This window comes from Aquirhabdus sp. (assembly GCF_046462495.1).
In the GTDB taxonomy this organism is placed as follows: Bacteria; Pseudomonadota; Gammaproteobacteria; order Pseudomonadales; family Moraxellaceae; genus Aquirhabdus.
In genome coordinates this window covers 86,221-105,338 of sequence record NZ_JBKGVE010000005.1, presented here as the reverse complement: position 1 = coordinate 105,338, position 19,118 = coordinate 86,221, and the positions used below count along the sequence as shown (strand labels likewise).

The window sequence follows — 19,118 nt, the reverse complement described above, 5'->3', positions numbered from 1 at the left end:
TGGTGTGAGTTAAGCATTCATAAACAGAGCTTTACCACGCTGGGTGATAAAGTTTGCCAAAGTCATGATCTAAAGCGGCCTTAACGACAGGGGACGTCCGATAAATCTCAACAAATTTTTTTAAACGGCCATCATCGTTAAATTGGTCATTTACCACAAACTGAATGGCATATAAGTTACTGTTTTTAATATCATCAAATAACAGTGCCTTATTGGGATCAAAAGCTTTAGACACAACGAGGTAGTGCGGATAGCCAAAAGCTAAATCAACATCGCTGAGCGCGCGCGCCAGTTGCACGCCTTCCACTTCGACGAATTTGAATTGCTTGGGGTTGTCTGTGATGTCGTGCAAACCTGCAAGATAACCGGCATCAGGATTCAACTTAATCAGTTGTCCTTGCTGTAATAACAACAATGCGCGTCCCTGATTGACCGGATCATTTGGGATGGCAATGGTTGCGTGTGCAGGCAGCGCATCTAAACGGTCATATTTTTTGGAATATAAGCCAACGTTCGAGACGTTGCCAATCGCATAAGGCTTCAGGTGCAGATGACCTTCTTTGATTGCATTGGTGAGGAAGGGTTGATGCTGGAAATAGTTGACATCGATATCACCGTGTTCAAGCGTCAAATTGGGGGTATTCCAATCGGAAAATTCAACAATTTCAACATTGATTCCTTGCTTTTTGGCTTCTTCAGCAGCAACTTCAAATTGATGTGCAAAAGAGGAGGTAATACCAATTTTCAAGACTTGATGAGATTGATGATGAATTTTATAGAATGCACCAGCGACGATTAAAATCACGACGACGATGGCACCATAGATAATGACTTTTTTTCGCTTTGTACTTTGACTGGAACTGTTGCTCATAAATAACTCCCCGTATTTGGTTTTCTAAGTCTTAAGTTGGATAAATATTTAGCGATAGTGAAGTTGAACTCGCTTTAAATGAGCTCACTCTCTTGAGTTGCTGGCAATTGATGAACATCCTTATTTCGCGTCCGCCATGCGCTTGCTGGATGTGGTGCATTGAGATAAGGCGCTTGAGTATTAAAGATCTTTTCTCGCCAGACTCCTGATTCATAGGCGGTCTTATAGCGCTTGCGCTGTTGCAATTCAGGTACGACCCATTTGATAAAGTCGGCATAACTTTCCGGAGTGACAATGCGCGCAAGGTTGAAGCCATCAATGCCTGTCTGATCAATCCAATCAATCAGTTCTTCAGCCACTTGGCTGGCGGAACCGATAATCAGACGATATCGGCCGCCTAATTTATGTTGTTCAAGGAGGTCTCGCGGGGTAATGGTTTCGTGCTTAAAGCGATCATTGACCGAGGCAATGGCATTACTACTGCGGTAGGGAATGGCTTCGTCTAGACCATATTGGGCAAAGTCGATACCTGTGGAGCTTGAGAAGTGGGCGAGTCCAGCTTCGGGACTTGAGTAGCGCAAATACTCTTGATACTTCTCATGCGCCTGACTTTCGGTCTCGGCCACGATGACATTGATGCCCATCAGAATTTTGACTTGATCAGGATCTCGTCCTGTGGTCTGGACTTGAGCACGAATGCTATCCACTTGCTGTTTAGTAATGTGTTTTTCATTGCCACTGATAAAAATACATTCGGCATGTTGCGCTGCAAATGCAGTACCGCGACTGGATGCACCTGCTTGAAAGAGTAGCGGTGTGCGCTGCGGAGAAGGGGCGCTTAAGTGATAACCTTCAACCTGATAATAGGGTCCTTGGTGTTTAATCTTGTGGACCTTAGCAGGCTGGGCGTAAATGCGCTGGGTCTTGTCGATTAGCACGGCATCGTCTTCCCAGCTGGACTCCCACAGCTGATAGGCGACATCAAGAAATTCCTCGGCTTGGTCATAACGGAGGTCATGGGCAAGTAACTCCGTAAAACCCATCGCTTTGGCAGCACTATCCAAATAACCCGTGACGATATTCCAGCCGATCCGTCCTTGCGTGAGGTGGTCAAGCGTTGAAAAACGGCGTGCGAGTAAATATGGCGATTCGTAGCTTAAATTCACTGTAACGCCAAAGCCCAGATGTTGAGTTGTTGCCGCCATAGCAGAAATCAGCAGCAAAGGATCATGGCTGGGAAGCTGTATGGACTCTTTGAGAGTAAGATCAATATTATTTTGATAGACATCATAGACACCGACGATATCCGCCAGAAATAAACCATCGAACAGTCCTTTTTCGAGCAATTGTGCTTGTTCAGTCCAATGCTGTATCTGGTTAAATTCTGTAGAGCGATCACGCGGATGCGTCCATAGACCATGATTGATATGCCCGACACAGTTCATGTCGAAGGCATTCATGATGATCTGTTTGGGTGTTTTTACGTCACTCATTACAATGTTCCTCGGCGCGGTGGAAGGACATTGTTGAGATAGTAATTGCCAATCGCGTGGTATTTCCAGCGTACGGGATCGTGCAAGGTATGCACGCGGGCATTACGCCAGAATCGATCGAGATTATCGCTACGTTGACTGGCGCGGCTGCCGCCCAGTTCAATGAGTTTGGATCCTACGAGCAGTGACACTTCGGTACTTTGCGCACGTGCTTCGGCGACGGCGATAGAGGCGTCTGCAATCGTCTGAATGGTTGGGTTCTGCTGCGCGATTTGCACCCGCCGCGCAGCACGATTAAGTAGACTTTGGGTGGCGCGAACCTCAACAGACAAGTTGCCAATCTCATAGATGGTTAATGGATCATGTTGGGCTTGCTCGACGTGTGCATCAATCCAAGCCCGTGCACGGGTACGAATAAATTCGATACTTTCATGCAAGGCGGCTTGGGCGATACCGGTATCAATTGCCGCGTGCATCAACTGGGCAAAAGGGCCGACGGTCGTCGGGCGTTCAAAAGCGGTATTAAAAGGGACGATGTCTATTGGATCAACTTTGACCTGATCAAAATAGACTGAACCACTGCCGGTTGTCCGTTGGCCAAAGCCCGACCAGTCATCAATAATTTTGACCCCTTCTGCGCGATGATCAACAAAGACTAAAAAATCTTGACCATGTTCATCACTCACCAGTGTCGGAATGCGATGGGCGTAAAGTGCACCCGTGCAATAAAACTTCTGACCCGTGATGGAGTAGTTCGCGCCATCAAAAACGAGGCGGGATGTACGTAGATTTGCTGCCTTGGTGTGGAATTCTGCTAAGGCATTGCCAAAGCGCTGTCCTGCAAGGACTTCAGCATAGAGCTTCTTTTGCTGAGTATCGGTACCATTGACGCGCAGAACTTCCAGCGCATAAAAGTGATTCTGTGGAATCTGTCCGATTGAACCGTCAGCCGCGCTTAATAAGGCGATGACTGTGGCAAGGGTCTGTGCGGAAACTTCAGCACCACCAAAACGCTTGGGCACTGTAATGGCCAGCAGTCCAGAATGACTGAGCAAATCTAGCTCTACAAAAGGAAGGATGCGTTCAATATCCCGTTCTGCGGAACTTAAAGCGAACTGTTCCGCCAAGCGAGTTGCAACGTTGATTGCTTGCTGATCATCTTTGATCACATCGACGCTGGGATGGGCATTTTCAATTAAATGGGTCATAACAAAACCTGATTTTTCGGTGCGACCTCAATCGATTCGATGGGCGCGAATAAATGTTCAATGACGCTGGTTGCAACAGTGGATGCGCTATGTAATCTGCTTAGATCCAGACATGACGAGCAGGTAGGTGATTATTCAAGTAATAGTCACCAATGGCGTGAATCTTCCAGCGCACGGGATCGTGCAGGGTGTGTACACGGGCATTACGCCAGTGTCGATCCAGATTGAATTCCGCTAATGTCGCGCGGCTGCCTGACAGCTCAAAGAGTTTTTCACTGGCAAGCAAGCAGATATTGTTGGCAAGCACTTTAGCTTCTGCGACTGCGATTGATGCCTCAGCAGCTTGGGTTTCGGTAACCGCATCTAATCGGTCAAATGCATCAAGTAGGGAAGCAGCATCGTCCAATACACTGATTGCAGCATTGAGTTTAAGTTTTAGACGTCCCACTTCTGCGATGAGGTAAGGTTCAAGCGCAGCCTGATCTACTTGAGCATCCATCCAAGGTCGAGCGCGCGTGCGGATAAAACCGAGCGTATCTTCTAACGCAGCCTCGGCAATGCCGACATCGATAGCGACTTGGATGAGTTGAGAAAACGCTCCGCGAATGCTGGGAATCTGACCTAATATATGTTCATTAAAAATGAACCCATCAATCACGGGGGTGTGATTGAGCGTGACGGTTCCACTGGCAGTTGTACGCTGACCAAAACCGTTCCAGTCGTCAATGATCTGCAGGCCATGCGTACCGCGTTCAACGACAGTGAGCACGACTTCACCCGCCTTGTTCATGGCTTTAATAGCGACCCAATGGGCGAAGAGAGCCCCAGTAGAATAGAATTTCTTACCCGTGACTGTATAGAGGTCACCCTGCTGTTCAAGTTGAGTATCGATAAGAAGTGATGTCTTGGTATTCCGTTCAGGCCCGCCATTGGATAGGCGCTTACCTTGTAGAATTCCTGCGAAAATGAGCCGCTTTTGTTCCTCCGTCCCCATGATCTCGATACCATTGAGTAGGCTGATTTGATTTTGCGGGATTTGACCCACTGACGGGTCTGCTTTACTGATGATCCTAAAGACATCTGCCAATGTTTTGTGGGAGACACGTGCACCGCCATATTGCTTAGGGATTCGAATGCCGCCGAGTCCAAGCGTGGTAAATTTCTCGACGGCTTTCCAAGGAAGGACTCGATTTAGGTCATTCTGCTGGGCATCAAGTTTGGCGAACTCTGCAACTTCTTGTGCGGCGTCCAGTGCTTCTTGATCAGTAGTAATGATGCGGGTTTTTAATAGTTTTGGTGCGATATCAGATTTTGGTGATAGCTCGGCATGGATGGACATAGTGGGTTACCTTGTGCATTCAAATGCTTAAATGGAATGACTGTCATGGGTAATGAAAATCATCAGTGCCAGCAAGTTTGCAAGGTGCATGCCATTTAAAAACATCAACAAAACCAAATGGTAAAATATTTAATGACATTTAGTGTTGCGTGTAATTTGGCAGAAGTGTTGAATGGGTGTTGCTCTATCAACAGTATGGGTGGTGGTCTGCGTGCATGTTCATCTCAAATCACTCTTTCAAAACAGATTGTCATTGAGGGGATAATGTCAAAGATCGCACCAATCAGGCGTGAACTCGACTACACTACACAATTGACGTGAGTGATATTCAATATCCCCGTTTTTAGCCTTAATTTTATGAAAAAATGGTAGTGGTTATGACATTAGTCCCCAAACAAGAACCTGTACGTCTCGCAAAGCGGGTCAGTGATTTAATGGCGTGTTCACGCCGTGATGCGGAAACCTATATCGCAGGCGGCTGGGTTTTGGTGGATGGACGAGTGGTCGAACAACCCAATTTTATGGTTCAAGATCAGGTCGTAACTTTGCATGAGCAAGCTAATCTTAAGCCACCTGCACCGGTTACGATTCTGTTGCATAAGCCAGCGGGTTATGATTTTGGCCTCACACATCAACTCAATACGACCAAGCGTCGAGTCAAGACTGATAGTACTCAAGCAGCGGTTGCTGAAATTGATGAGGAAACCAAAGCGGATCTGATTAAATACGATGCATTGCAATTTCTGACATTAGAGACACAGGAGAAGGGCGACCGTACTGGCATTCGTCCCCTGCATTCGCACTTTCATAAATTGACCCCGACGTTACCGCTGGAAAGTGCGGCGAGTGGCTTGGTGATTTATACTCAAGATCGTAGTGTGGCTCGTAAGCTGATTGACGATGCAAGTCGGGTCGAGCAGGAATTTATTGTTCAAGTCGAGGGAGTGTTGTCTGAGCAGGATTTAAAACGTTTAAATCAAGGCTTTTATCACAAAGGTGTGCTGATGCCAGCAGCAAAGGTGAGCTGGCAAAACGAAAATAATCTACGCTTTGCGCTTAAAAATGTGCAAATCGATCAGATCGAACAAATGTGCCAAGGCGTTGGGTTAAAAGTACTTGCCATGAAGCGTATCCGTATCGGGCGTATTTCCATGTCAAAATTAGCGGTCGGTGAGTGGCGCTATCTTTTAGGATATGAGCGATTCTAAGAGTTTCTCAAACAGTTAAAACATTGAAAGCCAACTTTGAGAGATGAGTTCTCAAGTTGGCTTTTTTTGTCCTGCGTTCTAGGTTTTGATAATTCCATTTTCCGACAATTATGATATTTCCCCATATATTTGCTTAGCCAAAACGCATGCGATCTGCGATGTTTAGGGTCTGTATTGGGCCTCTTTCTCTTCATTATTCTTGAGTCTTTGACTGAGTTGTCGTCTTGATATCTTTTAAGAAAATTTAAGCTATTAGTTATCCTTTTTTAGATTTCTTTCTCTCTGTATTTATTCTATTCCTTTCTAATCATAAAAGTATTGTGCCCGGTAAGAAAATATAAATGCAGTGTAAAGATATGTTGATAATGATATCGATAATCGTTATCATTTAATGGTTGTCGAGTCGATATGTTTCTGGTGAGTATTTGATTGCCTATCCATGCATTACAGGCCATGGGTTTATGCAGTTAAGAAGTTGCCATCAAGATTTTGGATCACTCTTTTTATCCTAACCATGGGGAGGTGCCATGCGCGCTGCACAATTATTCACGTTAACAACACTGGCTTTGGCGACATCACCGTATTTGCAGGCGGAGGAAGACACGACAGAAACGGGCCGTGAACAGACCTTACAAACCATTACGGTGATTGGAACTAAGGAAACCGCATCCAGTGCGGTGAAAGGCTATGTTGCGAAGCGGAGTAGCGCAGGTACTAAAACAGATACCGCATTGCTTGAAATTCCGCAGTCTATTTCGGTGATTACTGCAGATCAAATCAAAGATCAAAATGCCCAGAGCATTTCGGAGGCTCTGCGCTATAGCGCTGGCGTAACCGCCGAGCCGTATGGGGTAGATAACCGCGGAGACTATTATGCACTCCGTGGGGGAAGCTCGGGATCAGTGGTTTTAGACGGTTTACGCTTACCGCTGATAGGCTCATGGGGCAGTGTGCATGATGAGCCTTATGCTTTTGAGCGTGTGGAGGTGATTCGAGGGCCTTCAGCTGTGACCTATGGGCAGAACCCGCCTGGAGGCCTCGTCAATCTGGTATCCAAGCAACCCCAAAAAACCGCGCAACATGAGATTGCGATCCAAGGCGGTAACAATGATCATCGTCAAGTCGCCGTGGACTTTACCGGGCCTCTTGATCAAGACGGCACGCTGCTGTATCGATTTGTGGGTTTGACCAATAACAGTGGCAGACAAGTCGAGTATGCCAAGGTCAGACGCGATTATATTGCGCCGTCGCTGACATGGTTGCCTGACAGCAAAACAAAGCTGACGATTTATGGTCAATATCAAAAAGATGAAAGCGGTAACACCAATGCCTTCCTGCCATGGGCAGGTACACGTCTAGATGCGCCAGGTGGTTACCCGAAGATTTCAAGTCGTTTGTTTATCGGCGAGCCAGACTGGGACAGTTATGGTGGACAGCGTACGCGTATCGGCTATAGCTTTGAACGCAAGCTCAGTGATGATTGGACGCTACGCCAGAACCTGCGTCACGATAATGCCAATGGTCACTACACCACGATGTATGCCGACTGCTGTGGCTGGATGGGTCCCCGCCCGAGTGATCGTACCGTCAATCGTGTGTGGTATGCGGGTCAGCCGACTTCCGATGTGACTTCTGCAGATTTACAGCTTGAGGGAAAGCTGAACTTTGCTCGATTCGAACATACGCTGTTCTTTGGTGTTGACTCAGCACAGGAGCGGAGCACCAATCCTAGCGTGAGCGGTCTTGATCCAACGCCCTTCGATTTATATGCTCCAGTCTATGGTCGCTTTGCTGAACCCGTTGCGGATTTTGGTGTGATTTCGCCGACGCGTACGACACAAGTGGGGATCAGTGTACAAGATCAAATCAAGTTTGATCATCGCTGGGTATTTGTTGCCGGTCTGCGTCATGACCATGCCAAGGTGACGGTTGATGATTCAGCGAGTGTAGGGGTGGATGAGAGTGCATGGTCGAGACGCTTTGGCTTAGTGTATTTGGCCGATCATGGACTTGCACCCTATCTCAGTTATAGCCAATCGTTTGAAGCGCTAGCGGGCACCGACTTTTATGGACAGACCTTTAAGCCCAAACGCGGTGAGCAATATGAAGCCGGCGTGAAATGGTCTCCTATAGGCAAGCCCTACATGCTGTCTATCGCCACTTTCCAGCTTAAAGAAAAAAACCGTCTATCCACTGACCCTAATAATCCTCAAAACCAGCTTCAACTTGGTGAAGTCACGGTGAAAGGCTTTGAGCTTGAGGGGAATGCTCGCTATCAGAATCTTGAGGTTTTGGGCAGCTATACCTATACCAACGCACGAGATACCACAGGTCCAGTTAAAGGCACTCAGCTTGAATCAATCCCTAAGCATTCTGCCTCACTTTGGGCGAAATATAGCTTTGCTTTAGCTGATATTTCTGGATTTAGTGTCGGTTCAGGAGTCCGCTATCTCGGGCGAAATTGGGGGGAAGGCGCTGTGATCGATGTGCCTGCGACTACATTGGTCGATGCACTCGCGTCTTATACCCAAGATAAATGGTCATTTTCACTGAATGCCAAAAATCTCTTTGATAAAGAGTATGTCGCGACCTGTTTAGGTCGCGGTGATTGTTGGTTGGGCACACGCAGAAGTCTGGTGGGTTCAGTGAGCTATCGCTGGTAGTCGTTCGGTTTAGTCATAGATGAGATTTGTTGAGTAATAGGAGTAGATATGCGTCTTTTAGGTTTCACCCTCACCACGCTGGCCGCGTGTGTGACCCAGCAGCTCTACGCTGCAGATTCTGCGTCATCAGAACAAACCTTAAATACCATTACGGTGACGGCTACACGTGAAGAAAGCACTACGGAAAAAAGTAAGTCTTATATCGTTAAAAAAAGCTCAAGTGCGACCAAGCTCGATATTTCGACAAAAGAAACGCCACAAACAATCAACGTGATTACCAGTCAACAAATGGAAGACTTTGGCTTAAATAATGCCAAAGCTGCACTGGCAGCAACACCCGGCATCATTGTGCAAAATCAGGAAACTGACCGTACCAGCTATAGCTCACGTGGTTCAGAAATCTCTAGTTTTCAAGTGGATGGCTTAGGGATGCCATACGATGGCTATAACTATCAAAATGGAGACATTGATACCTCTATCTATGATCGGGTTGAAGTCATCAAAGGCGCCAATGGATTAACCGCTTCACTCGGTGATCCGGGAGCGACAGTGAACTTTATTCGCAAGCGTCCGACTAAAGAGTTTCAAGCGTCGGCAGGCATCAGTGACGGCTCTTGGGATACCAAGCGTATAGAAGGCGATATTTCGGGTACGCTAAATGATGCGGGAACCGTCCGTGGTCGCTTAGTCGCAGCGGGTCAGCAAGGCGACTCTTATCTCGATCATTATTCATCGAAAAAGAATATCTTTTCAGGAGTACTTGAGGCAGATTTGACAGACAATACGCTCTTGACCGTAGGGCACTATGAGCAGCGCAATCAGCCGAAAGGCAATAATTGGGGAGCATTACCATTGCTGAATACCGATGGTCAGCAATTGAGTTATGCCCGTTCTTATAATCCCGTTCCAGAGTGGGCGAAGTGGGATAAAACCACTAAAAATAGCTTTATTGAACTCAAGCAGAAGCTGGCAGATGATTGGGTGTTGAATGTCACCTATAACTATATCAAAAGCGATGAGAACAGTGCGCTGGTCTACTACTACGGGGCACCTGATCAAAGTGGCAAGGGCGTGTCGATACTCCCTTCTGCCTATACCGATCATCAAACTCAGCAACTTGCAGATATTAACCTCAAAGGCAGTTTCCCTCTTCTCGGGTATAGCCATGAGCTAGTCGTAGGCGCAAGCTGGTCGAAGAACAAAGAGAAGCAGGCTTCTGCTGACGCGGATAGTATTCCAGAGTTTAACTGGTATACATGGAATGGTCAGTTTGCCCAGCCTCATTTTATTCCTAACAATGCAGACAGCTCGACAGCGGATTATGTGCAGGAAATGAAAACAGCCTATGCCGCGACGCGCTTACATTTAAACGAAGATTTGCGGCTATTGCTGGGTGTGAATTATACCCAAGCGTCTAATGCAGGGAACAATTATGGTAGCAAGACCGACTATGATCAGTCTAAGACCATGCCTTATGTCGGGGTCACCTACAATCTCACCCCGAATTCCACGGCATATGCGAGTTATAGCACGATCTTTAGACCACAGTCCGGGCTTGATACCAGTGGCAATGCGCTTGCACCTGTAGAGGGTAATGCCTATGAAGTAGGTCTGAAAGGCAGCTGGCTGAAAGATCGTTTGACTGGTTCAATAGCACTCTTTAGCACCAAGCAAAACAACTATCCACTCAGGGCTTCTGACTCTGCATCCATTATCAAAAGATACAGTGTTGGGGATCTCAATACCAAGGGCTATGAAGTTGATTTAGCTGGTAGGGTAACTGAAAACATAAATCTGATTTTTGGCTTTACTCAGATCAGTATGAAAGATGATACCTCCGGAGACAAGGCGCGTACCTACTTACCATCCCGAATCTTCAATGTCTTAGCGACCTATCAAGTGCCTGTATTACCAGCTCTAAAAGTGGGAGCAGGCCTGACATGGCAAGATAAAACCTATCAGGATATTGTCAGTACGGCCTATGTGGGCGGCGAGGCAGTCCCATTCTCAGGAACGATTCGCCAGTCCAGCTATGCTTTAGTTAACGTGATGGCGAGTTATGAGGTCAATAATCATATTGCTGTACAACTGAATGGCAACAATATCACCAATAAGAAGTATTTAAACAGCTTCCCAGATGGGGAAGGCTTCTATGGTGCACCTGCCAATTACACGGTAGGGATGACCTTTAAATACTAAGGAACATGATTTGATATGATGACTTAGACCAAAAAAAAGCCCGAATTATCGGGCTTTTTTATTGCAGCAAGGATTAGACATTGAGTTTTTGCAAAGCTTCAACGCGCTGTTCGATACTCGGGTGAGAGTGGAACAAGGCCGCAATACTAAAGCTTTCTTCACGGCCAGAGCTGATGGCAAAAGCCTTCATCTCAGCCGGCATCTGATCAGGGAGTTCTTGTTCCTGACGCAGGCGCAGTAGTGCATTGATCATGGCAGATTTACCGGCCAGACGTGCACCGGCTTCATCGGCACGATACTCACGTAGACGTGAGAACCACATGACGATTGCTGATGCTGCAATGCCAAGGACAATATCCATCACAAGGCTGGTGACAAAGTAGGCAATGCCTGGGCTGTCACTTTCATTCTTGAACACGGTCCGGTCAACAAAGTTACCGATGATGCGTGCAAAGAACATCACGAAGGCGTTGACCACACCTTGTACCAATGCCAAGGTCACCATGTCGCCATTGGCAACGTGACCAATCTCGTGAGCCAATACGGCACGCAATTCATCCTGATTCATGCGCTCAAGTAAACCCGTCGATACTGCGACAAGTGCAGCGTTCTTATTCCAACCTGTTGCAAAAGCATTGGATTGATAACTAGGGAATATACCCACTTCAGGCATTTTGATGCCTGCACGCTGTGACAATTCATTCACTGTTTGCAATAACCATGCTTCTGCTTGGTTAGAAGGTTGCTCAATAATCTGTGTTTTGGTGCTCCATTTCGCTAATGGCTTAGACAGAAATAGAGAAATGGCAGAACCAACCATCCCGTATACAAAACACAGGACCAATAGGTTGCCTAAATTTAATCCGCCCGCTGTGTGCGTAGCTCCCACGCCTAATATGGAAAGCACGATGCCGACCACAACCATCACCGCGAGGTTAGTCAATAAAAAAAGACCAATCCGCAACATGGAAAATTCCTCTTTAATAAGTCGAGGTCAGAATTGACCCGATCAATTCATAATAGCGATGAGTTAAGGGTTTTCAAGGAGAGATGAGTAAATAGATGCAATTTGCAACGTGTTGATACAAGGTGATAGATTGATTGTTTAATGAAAAAATACATGAAGGCATTTGTACAATATTTAGAAAAGCATACAATCAAAAGCATCGGGCTTGTTCGTCGAGTCTGCTGGATTGATCAGATTTTTTAAGTAAACCGCAGGAGAGTGGACATGGATATATTAGACAGCTACACCATCGAAAATTTGTTTGCCCAGTTGGGATTGGCAAACACCCCAGAAGCGATTAGTGCGTTTATTAAGAGCCATCACTTATCCGCGGATGTGCAGATCGCTGATGCGCCCTTTTGGAATGAAGGACAGTTGCAATTCATTCAAGAGTCACTGGATGAAGATGCGGATTGGGCTGAGGTTGTTGATGAGTTGAATGCACTGCTGCATGAGTAATGGGTTATCAATCACAAAAATAATGCCATAAAAAAATCCCATCATGCGATGGGATTTTTTTTCATCAGAGCGCGTTATTTGCTGCGCGCTTTGGGATCGTTGAAGACCACGACTTCTTCTTCAAACTCAGGTTTAACATTGACAATAAAGTCCTGACGGCTTAAACCCATAAAGATGGCATAGCCAGTCGCAATATAGACGGACGAGTAGGTACCCACGACCAATCCAATGAGCAATGCGACAGAGAACCAATACAGGCCATCACCGCCCAAGAACAGCATCGCCAGTGCAACCAAAGCAACGGTTGCAACGGTCATTACGGTACGACGGAATGTCTCAGTCAAGGAGATATCGACAATCTCAATGGCCGTAGCCCCACGAATCTTGCGGAAGTTTTCACGAATACGGTCAAAAACCACGATTGTGTCATTCAGTGAGTAACCGATCAAGGCTAAAACTGCCGCCAAAACAGTGAGGTCAAAGGGCCAGTTGAACACAGAGAAAGCACCTACAGTCAGTATCGTCACATGCAACAATGAAATAACAGCACCAACCGCAAACTTAAACTGAAAGCGGATCGCAACATAAGTCATCATCAGTAGCAGTGACAAACCGATTGCACCTAAAGAGTGGAGGTATAAGTCGCTACCGACTTGTGAGCCGACCACATCCACTTTTTGTACGGTAGCGCTGTTATTCAGCAATTGCACCGCTTGTAGGATATACGCTGAAACATCCGCTGGTGGTTTCTCTTGTGCAGGCATACGCACGAGCAAGTCACGTTGAGTCCCTAAGTACTGGACTACAGGATCATGAAAACCTGCTTTGGTCAGCGCAGCTTGGACGTCTGTCTGTTGTACGGCTTGGGTATAGTTAACTTCAGCCGCAATACCGCCGGTGAAGTCGAGACCCAGATGCAGACCTTTGGTCATAATAGACCCAAGAGCAATGATCACTAGCAGCATAGAGAGGAGCGCTAGCGGTTTACGGAACCGCATAAAGCGAATCACAAGCTCATCGTGCTGGTATTGCTCAATCGTTTCTGTTGGATCTGTATTGGCAGCCTGTTGATTTAATGGTGTTTGATTAGCCATGATGATTCCCCTTAAATACTGAGTTTTGTAACATGGCGACGGTTACCATAGATCAATTGAACAGCACCACGGGTTACGGTGATCGCGGTAAATAGCGAGCAGATAATCCCGATAGACAGCGTGACGGCAAAGCCTTTGATTGGACCACTACCCACGGCAAATAGAATCACCGCAACGATAAGAGTCGTGACGTGCGCATCGATAATGGTGCTAAATGCGCGATCATAACCGAGCACAATGGCGGTAATGGGCTTGGCACCGTGACGTAGCTCCTCTCGTATCCGTTCACAGATCAAGACGTTGGCGTCAACCGCGATCCCGATGGTCAACACGATACCCGCAATACCCGGTAAGCTGAGCGCAGCGCCAATCGCAGACATAATTGCAAGGATCATGGCTAAGTTCACGAACAATGCAAAGTTTGCGATCAAACCGAATAGGCGGTAGAACACCAGCATAAACAGTGCAACAGCAGCAAAACCGACTTGGGTCGACAAGATCCCTTTATCAATGTTGGCCTGACCCAGTGATGGACCGACCGTGCGCTCTTCAACAAAGTACATCGGCGCAGCCAAGGCACCGGAGCGGAGGAGTAGGGCAAGCTCAGCAGATTCTTGCGGGCTGCCTATGCCAGTGATTTGGAACTGTGAACCGAGCACTGACTGAACCGTTGCGCGGTTGATGACGACTTTTTCAGTGTATGGTGTACGAGTTTCAACCGACTTGCCCGTAGCAGGATCTGTGGTATAGCTGATGCGTTGTTTATTTTCAATAAACAATACCGCCATTTGTTTTCCAACAGAAGAACGTGTGGCATCGTTCATCAGCTTACCGCCAGCATTATCCAGTGTGATATTGACGGATGCAGAGCCATTTTGATCAAAACCAGATTGAGCATTTTGGACACGCTCACCAGTCAGGATACGCTGGCGTTTCAGCAGTACAGGTGGGCCATCCAATTTTTCAAATGGGAAGCTTTCTGCACCCGCTGGCACTGGGCCACCGTTATAGCCGGCTGCTTCGTCAGCAACCATACGGAATTCAAGATTGGCGGTACGGCCTAGAACACGTTTAGCTTCGGCGGTATCTTGTACGCCAGGCAAGTCCACAACGATGCGGTTACTACCTTGGGTTTGGACCAGTGCTTCAGCCACACCCAATTCATTAATCCGGTTACGCAGAGTTGTTAAGTTCTGACCAACAGCGTATTGGTTGATTTCTTGAATCTTGGCAGGGGTATAGGTCAGTGCATCGACGAAGCCGTCGCCCACAGCCAATTGCTGAATGCTAAAGTCGGGGAATTTACGACGTAAAACATTGGTCGCCGCATCACGATCCGCAGATTGATCGAAGACCACATTAATGCCATTTGCGCTTTGTTGCACAGTGCGGAAAATGAGGTTTTCACTGCGCAGTTCACGGCGAATATCCGTAGTCGCTGTATCAAGGCGCTGTTCGATGGCTTTGGACATGTCGACTTCAAGCAAGAAGTGCACACCACCGCGTAAGTCCAGACCCAATTTCATAGGCGCTGCACCAATTGAACGTAACCAGTTTGGTGTGGTTTGTGCAAGGTTCAAGGCGACAACGAAGTTATCACCCAGTGCGCGACGAACCACGTCTTGTGCTTTAAGTTGTTCATCGCTGGTCCGTACGCGGAGCAGGGCCGTCTTGCCGTCGAAACTATCACCATGAGAGGTGATGTTCGCTGCTTTTAGTGCAGATTCGGCTTGAGTGAGCACGCTTTGATCAATTTGCGAGCCTGCTTTAGCGCCTGTGATCTGAATCGCGGGTTCATCAGGATAAAGGTTTGGTAGCGCATACAGTGTACTAATTACCAAAACCAGTAGGATTACCACATATTTCCATGCTGGATAACGCATCTGTGCTCTTCTTTAAATATAGAGATCTTTAAACTTAGATTTTTCGCCAATAGATTCTTTGAAAAAGCTTCTTTGAAAAGTTTCTAAAACTCAAACCATGAATATGATAAAAACATGTGACGTGCCCTGTCACATGTTTTTGATCAAGCAAGAACCACGACGACATTCACTGTGTTGTGGTTTGACGGAGATGCTGCCACCTCCCATCAGGCCGGACTTAAAGCCCTGCCAGTGTGCCTTCAGGTAATACAGCAACAATCGATGATTTTTGGACTTTGACATCAACGCCAGTACCAATCACGATTACAGCATATTCCCCTTCAACTTTTTTGATACGGCCCATGAGTCCGCCCGCAAAAACCACTTCGCTACCCACCGCTACGCTTTCAATCATGTTGCGATGTTCTTTGGTACGTTTAGATTGTGGACGCCAGATAAGGAAGTAAAAAATAGCCACAAAGCCGACCATCATCAAAATAGATGGTAAAGCCGATTGAGGACCTGCGGCAGCTGCTGGCGCGGCGTAAGCGGAAGCAATAAACAAACTCATGATGCAAATTCCTAAAAATAAAAAATATTTTCTAATCTACGGCATCTTTATATGGGGCAAACCCTAAAGAAATGCAGCGCAATTAGATTTATAGCGCATTCATAAAAAACTAGGGTAGCAATGTACCTTTTTATCCATGACGAATCAAACCGCAGATCATCTGCTGTGTAAGATTCTATAAAGAATTCGGTAAAAGTTTTATCAAGCGAAAAGAAGTTCCCTTAACGCGCACTGTTGCATGCAGATGGCTTACGCCATCCATGAACAGCCATAAAAAATGTCCTGATGAAATGCCTAATCGGTGATTAAGCGTTCATCAGGACTTCCATGAGGCTATCTTTCGATCTTTCAAGGCTAATCCATCGGAATTAGCGCAAGTTTTTCATCAATGACACCCATCAGCCATAGGTGAGTTCGCGTACCTTGCCCCTAAAGACCCAGAACGCAAAAATGGTATAGCCAAAGATCGCAGGAATCGCAACAGCGGCACCAATCAAAATGACATTGAGTGCCTCCGTTGAGCTTGCTGCATCCCAAACGGTCATTTGTCCAATCACGGCATAAGGGTACAAGCTATAGGCCAGACCGAGAGCGCCCATAACCAGTGAGCCAATTAAGAGTACAAAGGGCAACCAGCACAAATCAGCACGAACACGCGGGCTATTGAGTATCCAGCGTAACGCGATTAATGCTGCACCAGTCGCAAGAGGAATCGGCAGTAAACCAATGAGTTGAGGCAGGGCAAACCAGCGATCACGCACCACAGTACTGACCCATGGCGTAGCCAGTGAAATCAAGATCATGCCGAGTACCACAGGCACCCATGCGATTTTTGCCCAGCGTGTTGCTTTTGCTTGCAGTTCGCCTTCGGTTTTCAGCAGTAACCAGCAAGCGCCAAGCAGGGTGTAGGTCGCAGGGACAGCCAGTGCAATCGCCAATGCAAACAAAGTAAATTGCCAACCTTCAGCAAAGCCGGTGACATAGCGACCCAGCATCCAGCCTTGGGTTGCGGAGGCTAAACCTGAACCAATAATAAACACATAGTTCCAGCCTAACTGGTGCTCTAGACGTGCCTTGACACGAAAGTCAAAGGCCACGCCGCGCATGATCAAACCAATCAGCATAAAAGCCACAGGAATATAAAGATTGCCTAAAATGATGCTGTTGGCTTTAGGGAAGGCAATCAGCAAAATTCCGATTCCCAGCACTAACCACGTTTCATTGGCATCCCAGAAGGGACCGATGGAGGCAACCATAGTATTGCGTTCCTCGGTGTTGGCACGATGCATCAGCATCCCGACACCCAAATCAAATCCATCTAAGACCACATAAACGAATAATGCAAAACCCAGCAAGCCCATAAAGATCAGGGGAATAATTTGTGCCCAGCTCATTTTTGTTCTCCTGAAGTTGAATCAATGGCTTCGTTCGCTACGATCGCAATCGCTTCACCTGATCCAGCAGTGGGTTCGGCTTCGGTTTTTTTAGGATGCTCCGCCATATACTTCAGTACACCCACATAAGAAATGATGAGCACCACGTAGACCACGACATACATCGTCAGTGTGAATGCAATATTGGCAGGCGGGGTGTGGGTCACAATTTCACTGAGTTTAATCAACCCATGGACAATCCAAGGCTGACGACCAATTTCAGTGACATACCAGCCTGCAAGTGTCGCTAGCCATCCCGCAAAGGTCATACTGGCTAGGCCATAGAGGAAATAACGAGGGAACTTCAATACATCACCTTTGGTGCGGCGTAGCTGATACACGCCAAACCAGCTTGCAGCAAGCATTAACATACCTACCGCCACCATGATGCGAAAGCCAAAGAACAATGGTGCAACAGGAGGGTGTACCTCAAATTCATTCAATCCTTTGAGTTCGCCATTGAGCTCATGAGTGAGAATCAATGAAGCGCCTTTGGGGATCTCAATGGCATAGTCATTGGTTTGCGTGTCTTTATTCGGCCATGCAAAAGCCAGCAGCGGAGCACCTTTCTCTGTATGCCAAATGCCTTCAATTGCGGCGATCTTTTCTGGTTGATGATGCAGCGTATTCAAACCGTGCTGATCACCAACAAAGATTTGAATAGGGATCAGAATTGCTGCCAAGATCAAGCCGGTTTTGAGCACTTTAGGTGTTGCTTCATCGGCCGTTTTTTTGATGACTTGCCAAGCACTCAGGCCACACAGTAAGAAGGCCACGGTCAGGAATGATGCAGTGACCATATGTACAAAACGGTACGGGAAGGAGGGGTTAAAAATCACCTCAATCCAGCTGGCGACATGGTAGATGCCTTGTGGGTCGACCCAATAGCCTTGCGGTGTTTGCATCCATGAGTTCAGAGCTAGAATCCAGAAAGCAGAAAGTGTGGTACCGAAAGCCACCATAAAGGTTGCAAAGAGATGAACCCGCTCACTCACACGATTGTGCCCAAACAGCATCACACCCAAGAAGGTTGCTTCAAGGAAGAAAGCAGTCAGCACTTCATAACCGAGCAAGGGACCTGCGATGTTACCAACGCGCTCCATATAACCAGGCCAGTTGGTGCCGAACTGAAAGCTCATAGTAATGCCGCTGACCACGCCCAAAGCGAAGGTCAGAGCGAAAACTTTGGTCCAGAAGCGATAGGCCGTGAGCCATGATTGTTCACGGGTTTTCACCCAGCGGTGACGAAAAAAGAGTAGTACCCAACATAGGGCAATGGAAATGGTGGGAAACAGAATATGAAAGCTCATATTCAGTGCAAACTGGATTCGACTCAAGATTAGAGCATCCATTACAACGTCCTCTACAAGGCTAAGAATTCATTCACAAAGTACTGTTTTCAAAGACTGCGGGATTTTATTGCTTTTATATTTATGCAGTGTTTTCAACAGCAACTTATCGTGTCATACGTCACATGATGTAGGGTTTTACCGCTTGGTCTTAATCATACGCCTTTTCATTTCGATTTTGTGCATGCAGACTCGGTTTTTGCACAGTTTTGAGGCGAAAAGGCATGGGTAATTCCGAATTGGCTTATGCTTAAGACTGATATGGTGCATTTCTATTTCATGTTTTTTCAGATTTATGTCAGCTGTGCAAGTTCTGGCTGATGCATCATCTTTATATCAATTATTGGTTTTATTCATTGTTCA

Annotated in this window: 14 protein-coding genes; 4 read left to right on the top strand and 10 right to left on the bottom strand. The window is 46.8% G+C overall.

The window, feature by feature from the left end; translation table 11 throughout:
• Positions 1-31: 31 nt before the first annotated feature.
• The 4 genes from ACLHG7_RS07780 to ACLHG7_RS07765 all read right to left on the bottom strand — a co-directional run bounded on the left by ACLHG7_RS07780 (position 32) and on the right by ACLHG7_RS07765 (position 4,875).
• Positions 32-871, bottom strand: a complete 840-nt coding sequence (locus tag ACLHG7_RS07780; protein ID WP_410210482.1) for a MetQ/NlpA family ABC transporter substrate-binding protein — start codon at positions 869-871, stop codon at positions 32-34.
• 74 nt (positions 872-945) lie between these two features.
• Entirely contained in the window at positions 946-2,364 is a 1,419-nt protein-coding gene (locus ACLHG7_RS07775; protein WP_410210481.1) for an LLM class flavin-dependent oxidoreductase, read from the bottom strand.
• Positions 2,364-3,572: an SfnB family sulfur acquisition oxidoreductase gene (locus tag ACLHG7_RS07770; RefSeq protein ID WP_410210480.1), complete on the bottom strand. Its 1,209-nt coding sequence runs from the start codon at positions 3,570-3,572 to the stop codon at positions 2,364-2,366. The genes ACLHG7_RS07775 and ACLHG7_RS07770 overlap by 1 nt, the downstream gene beginning before the upstream one ends.
• A 100-nt stretch (positions 3,573-3,672) precedes the next feature.
• Positions 3,673-4,875 (bottom strand): SfnB family sulfur acquisition oxidoreductase, encoded by a 1,203-nt coding sequence (locus ACLHG7_RS07765; protein WP_410210512.1) that lies wholly within the window; start codon positions 4,873-4,875, stop codon positions 3,673-3,675.
• A 413-nt stretch (positions 4,876-5,288) separates the two neighbouring features.
• Between ACLHG7_RS07765 and ACLHG7_RS07760 the strand changes: the two genes are divergently transcribed.
• The 3 genes from ACLHG7_RS07760 to ACLHG7_RS07750 all read left to right on the top strand — a co-directional run bounded on the left by ACLHG7_RS07760 (position 5,289) and on the right by ACLHG7_RS07750 (position 10,981).
• Positions 5,289-6,119: an rRNA pseudouridine synthase gene (locus ACLHG7_RS07760; RefSeq protein ID WP_410210479.1), complete on the top strand. Its 831-nt coding sequence runs from the start codon at positions 5,289-5,291 to the stop codon at positions 6,117-6,119.
• A 527-nt stretch (positions 6,120-6,646) separates the two neighbouring features.
• Positions 6,647-8,782, top strand: a complete 2,136-nt coding sequence (locus ACLHG7_RS07755; protein WP_410210478.1) for a TonB-dependent siderophore receptor — start codon at positions 6,647-6,649, stop codon at positions 8,780-8,782.
• Positions 8,783-8,818: 36 nt separating this feature from the next.
• Positions 8,819-10,981 carry a TonB-dependent siderophore receptor gene (locus ACLHG7_RS07750; RefSeq protein ID WP_410210511.1) on the top strand — a complete coding sequence of 721 codons (2,163 nt, stop codon included), beginning with the start codon at positions 8,819-8,821 and terminating at the stop codon, positions 10,979-10,981.
• Positions 10,982-11,054: 73 nt separating this feature from the next.
• On the opposite strand, the gene htpX is transcribed toward ACLHG7_RS07750, so the two are convergent.
• Positions 11,055-11,948 carry a protease HtpX gene (gene htpX, locus ACLHG7_RS07745; protein ID WP_114899441.1) on the bottom strand — a complete coding sequence of 298 codons (894 nt, stop codon included), beginning with the start codon at positions 11,946-11,948 and terminating at the stop codon, positions 11,055-11,057.
• Between the two features lie 264 nt (positions 11,949-12,212).
• Here htpX and ACLHG7_RS07740 point away from each other — a divergent pair, with 264 nt between their 5' ends.
• Positions 12,213-12,446, top strand: a complete 234-nt coding sequence (locus ACLHG7_RS07740) for a DUF2789 domain-containing protein (RefSeq protein WP_410210477.1) — start codon at positions 12,213-12,215, stop codon at positions 12,444-12,446.
• A 74-nt stretch (positions 12,447-12,520) separates the two neighbouring features.
• Here the strand turns inward: ACLHG7_RS07740 and secF are convergent, their stop codons facing one another.
• The 5 genes from secF to ACLHG7_RS07715 form a co-directional block, all read right to left on the bottom strand.
• On the bottom strand, positions 12,521-13,444 hold the full coding sequence (gene secF, locus ACLHG7_RS07735) for a protein translocase subunit SecF (protein WP_410210510.1): 924 nt from the start codon (positions 13,442-13,444) through the stop codon (positions 12,521-12,523).
• 107 nt (positions 13,445-13,551) lie between these two features.
• Positions 13,552-15,423 (bottom strand): protein translocase subunit SecD, encoded by a 1,872-nt coding sequence (secD, locus tag ACLHG7_RS07730; protein WP_410210476.1) that lies wholly within the window; start codon positions 15,421-15,423, stop codon positions 13,552-13,554.
• Between the two features lie 217 nt (positions 15,424-15,640).
• Positions 15,641-15,973 (bottom strand): preprotein translocase subunit YajC, encoded by a 333-nt coding sequence (gene yajC, locus ACLHG7_RS07725; protein ID WP_410210475.1) that lies wholly within the window; start codon positions 15,971-15,973, stop codon positions 15,641-15,643.
• A gap of 398 nt (positions 15,974-16,371) precedes the next feature.
• Entirely contained in the window at positions 16,372-17,367 is a 996-nt protein-coding gene (locus tag ACLHG7_RS07720; RefSeq protein ID WP_410210474.1) for a cytochrome d ubiquinol oxidase subunit II, read from the bottom strand.
• The gene (locus ACLHG7_RS07715) at positions 17,364-18,758 is read right to left on the bottom strand and encodes a cytochrome ubiquinol oxidase subunit I (protein ID WP_410210473.1); all 1,395 of its coding nucleotides are present in this window, start codon (positions 18,756-18,758) and stop codon (positions 17,364-17,366) included. Before ACLHG7_RS07715 ends, ACLHG7_RS07720 begins: the two co-directional genes overlap by 4 nt.
• Positions 18,759-19,118: the final 360 nt, after the last annotated feature.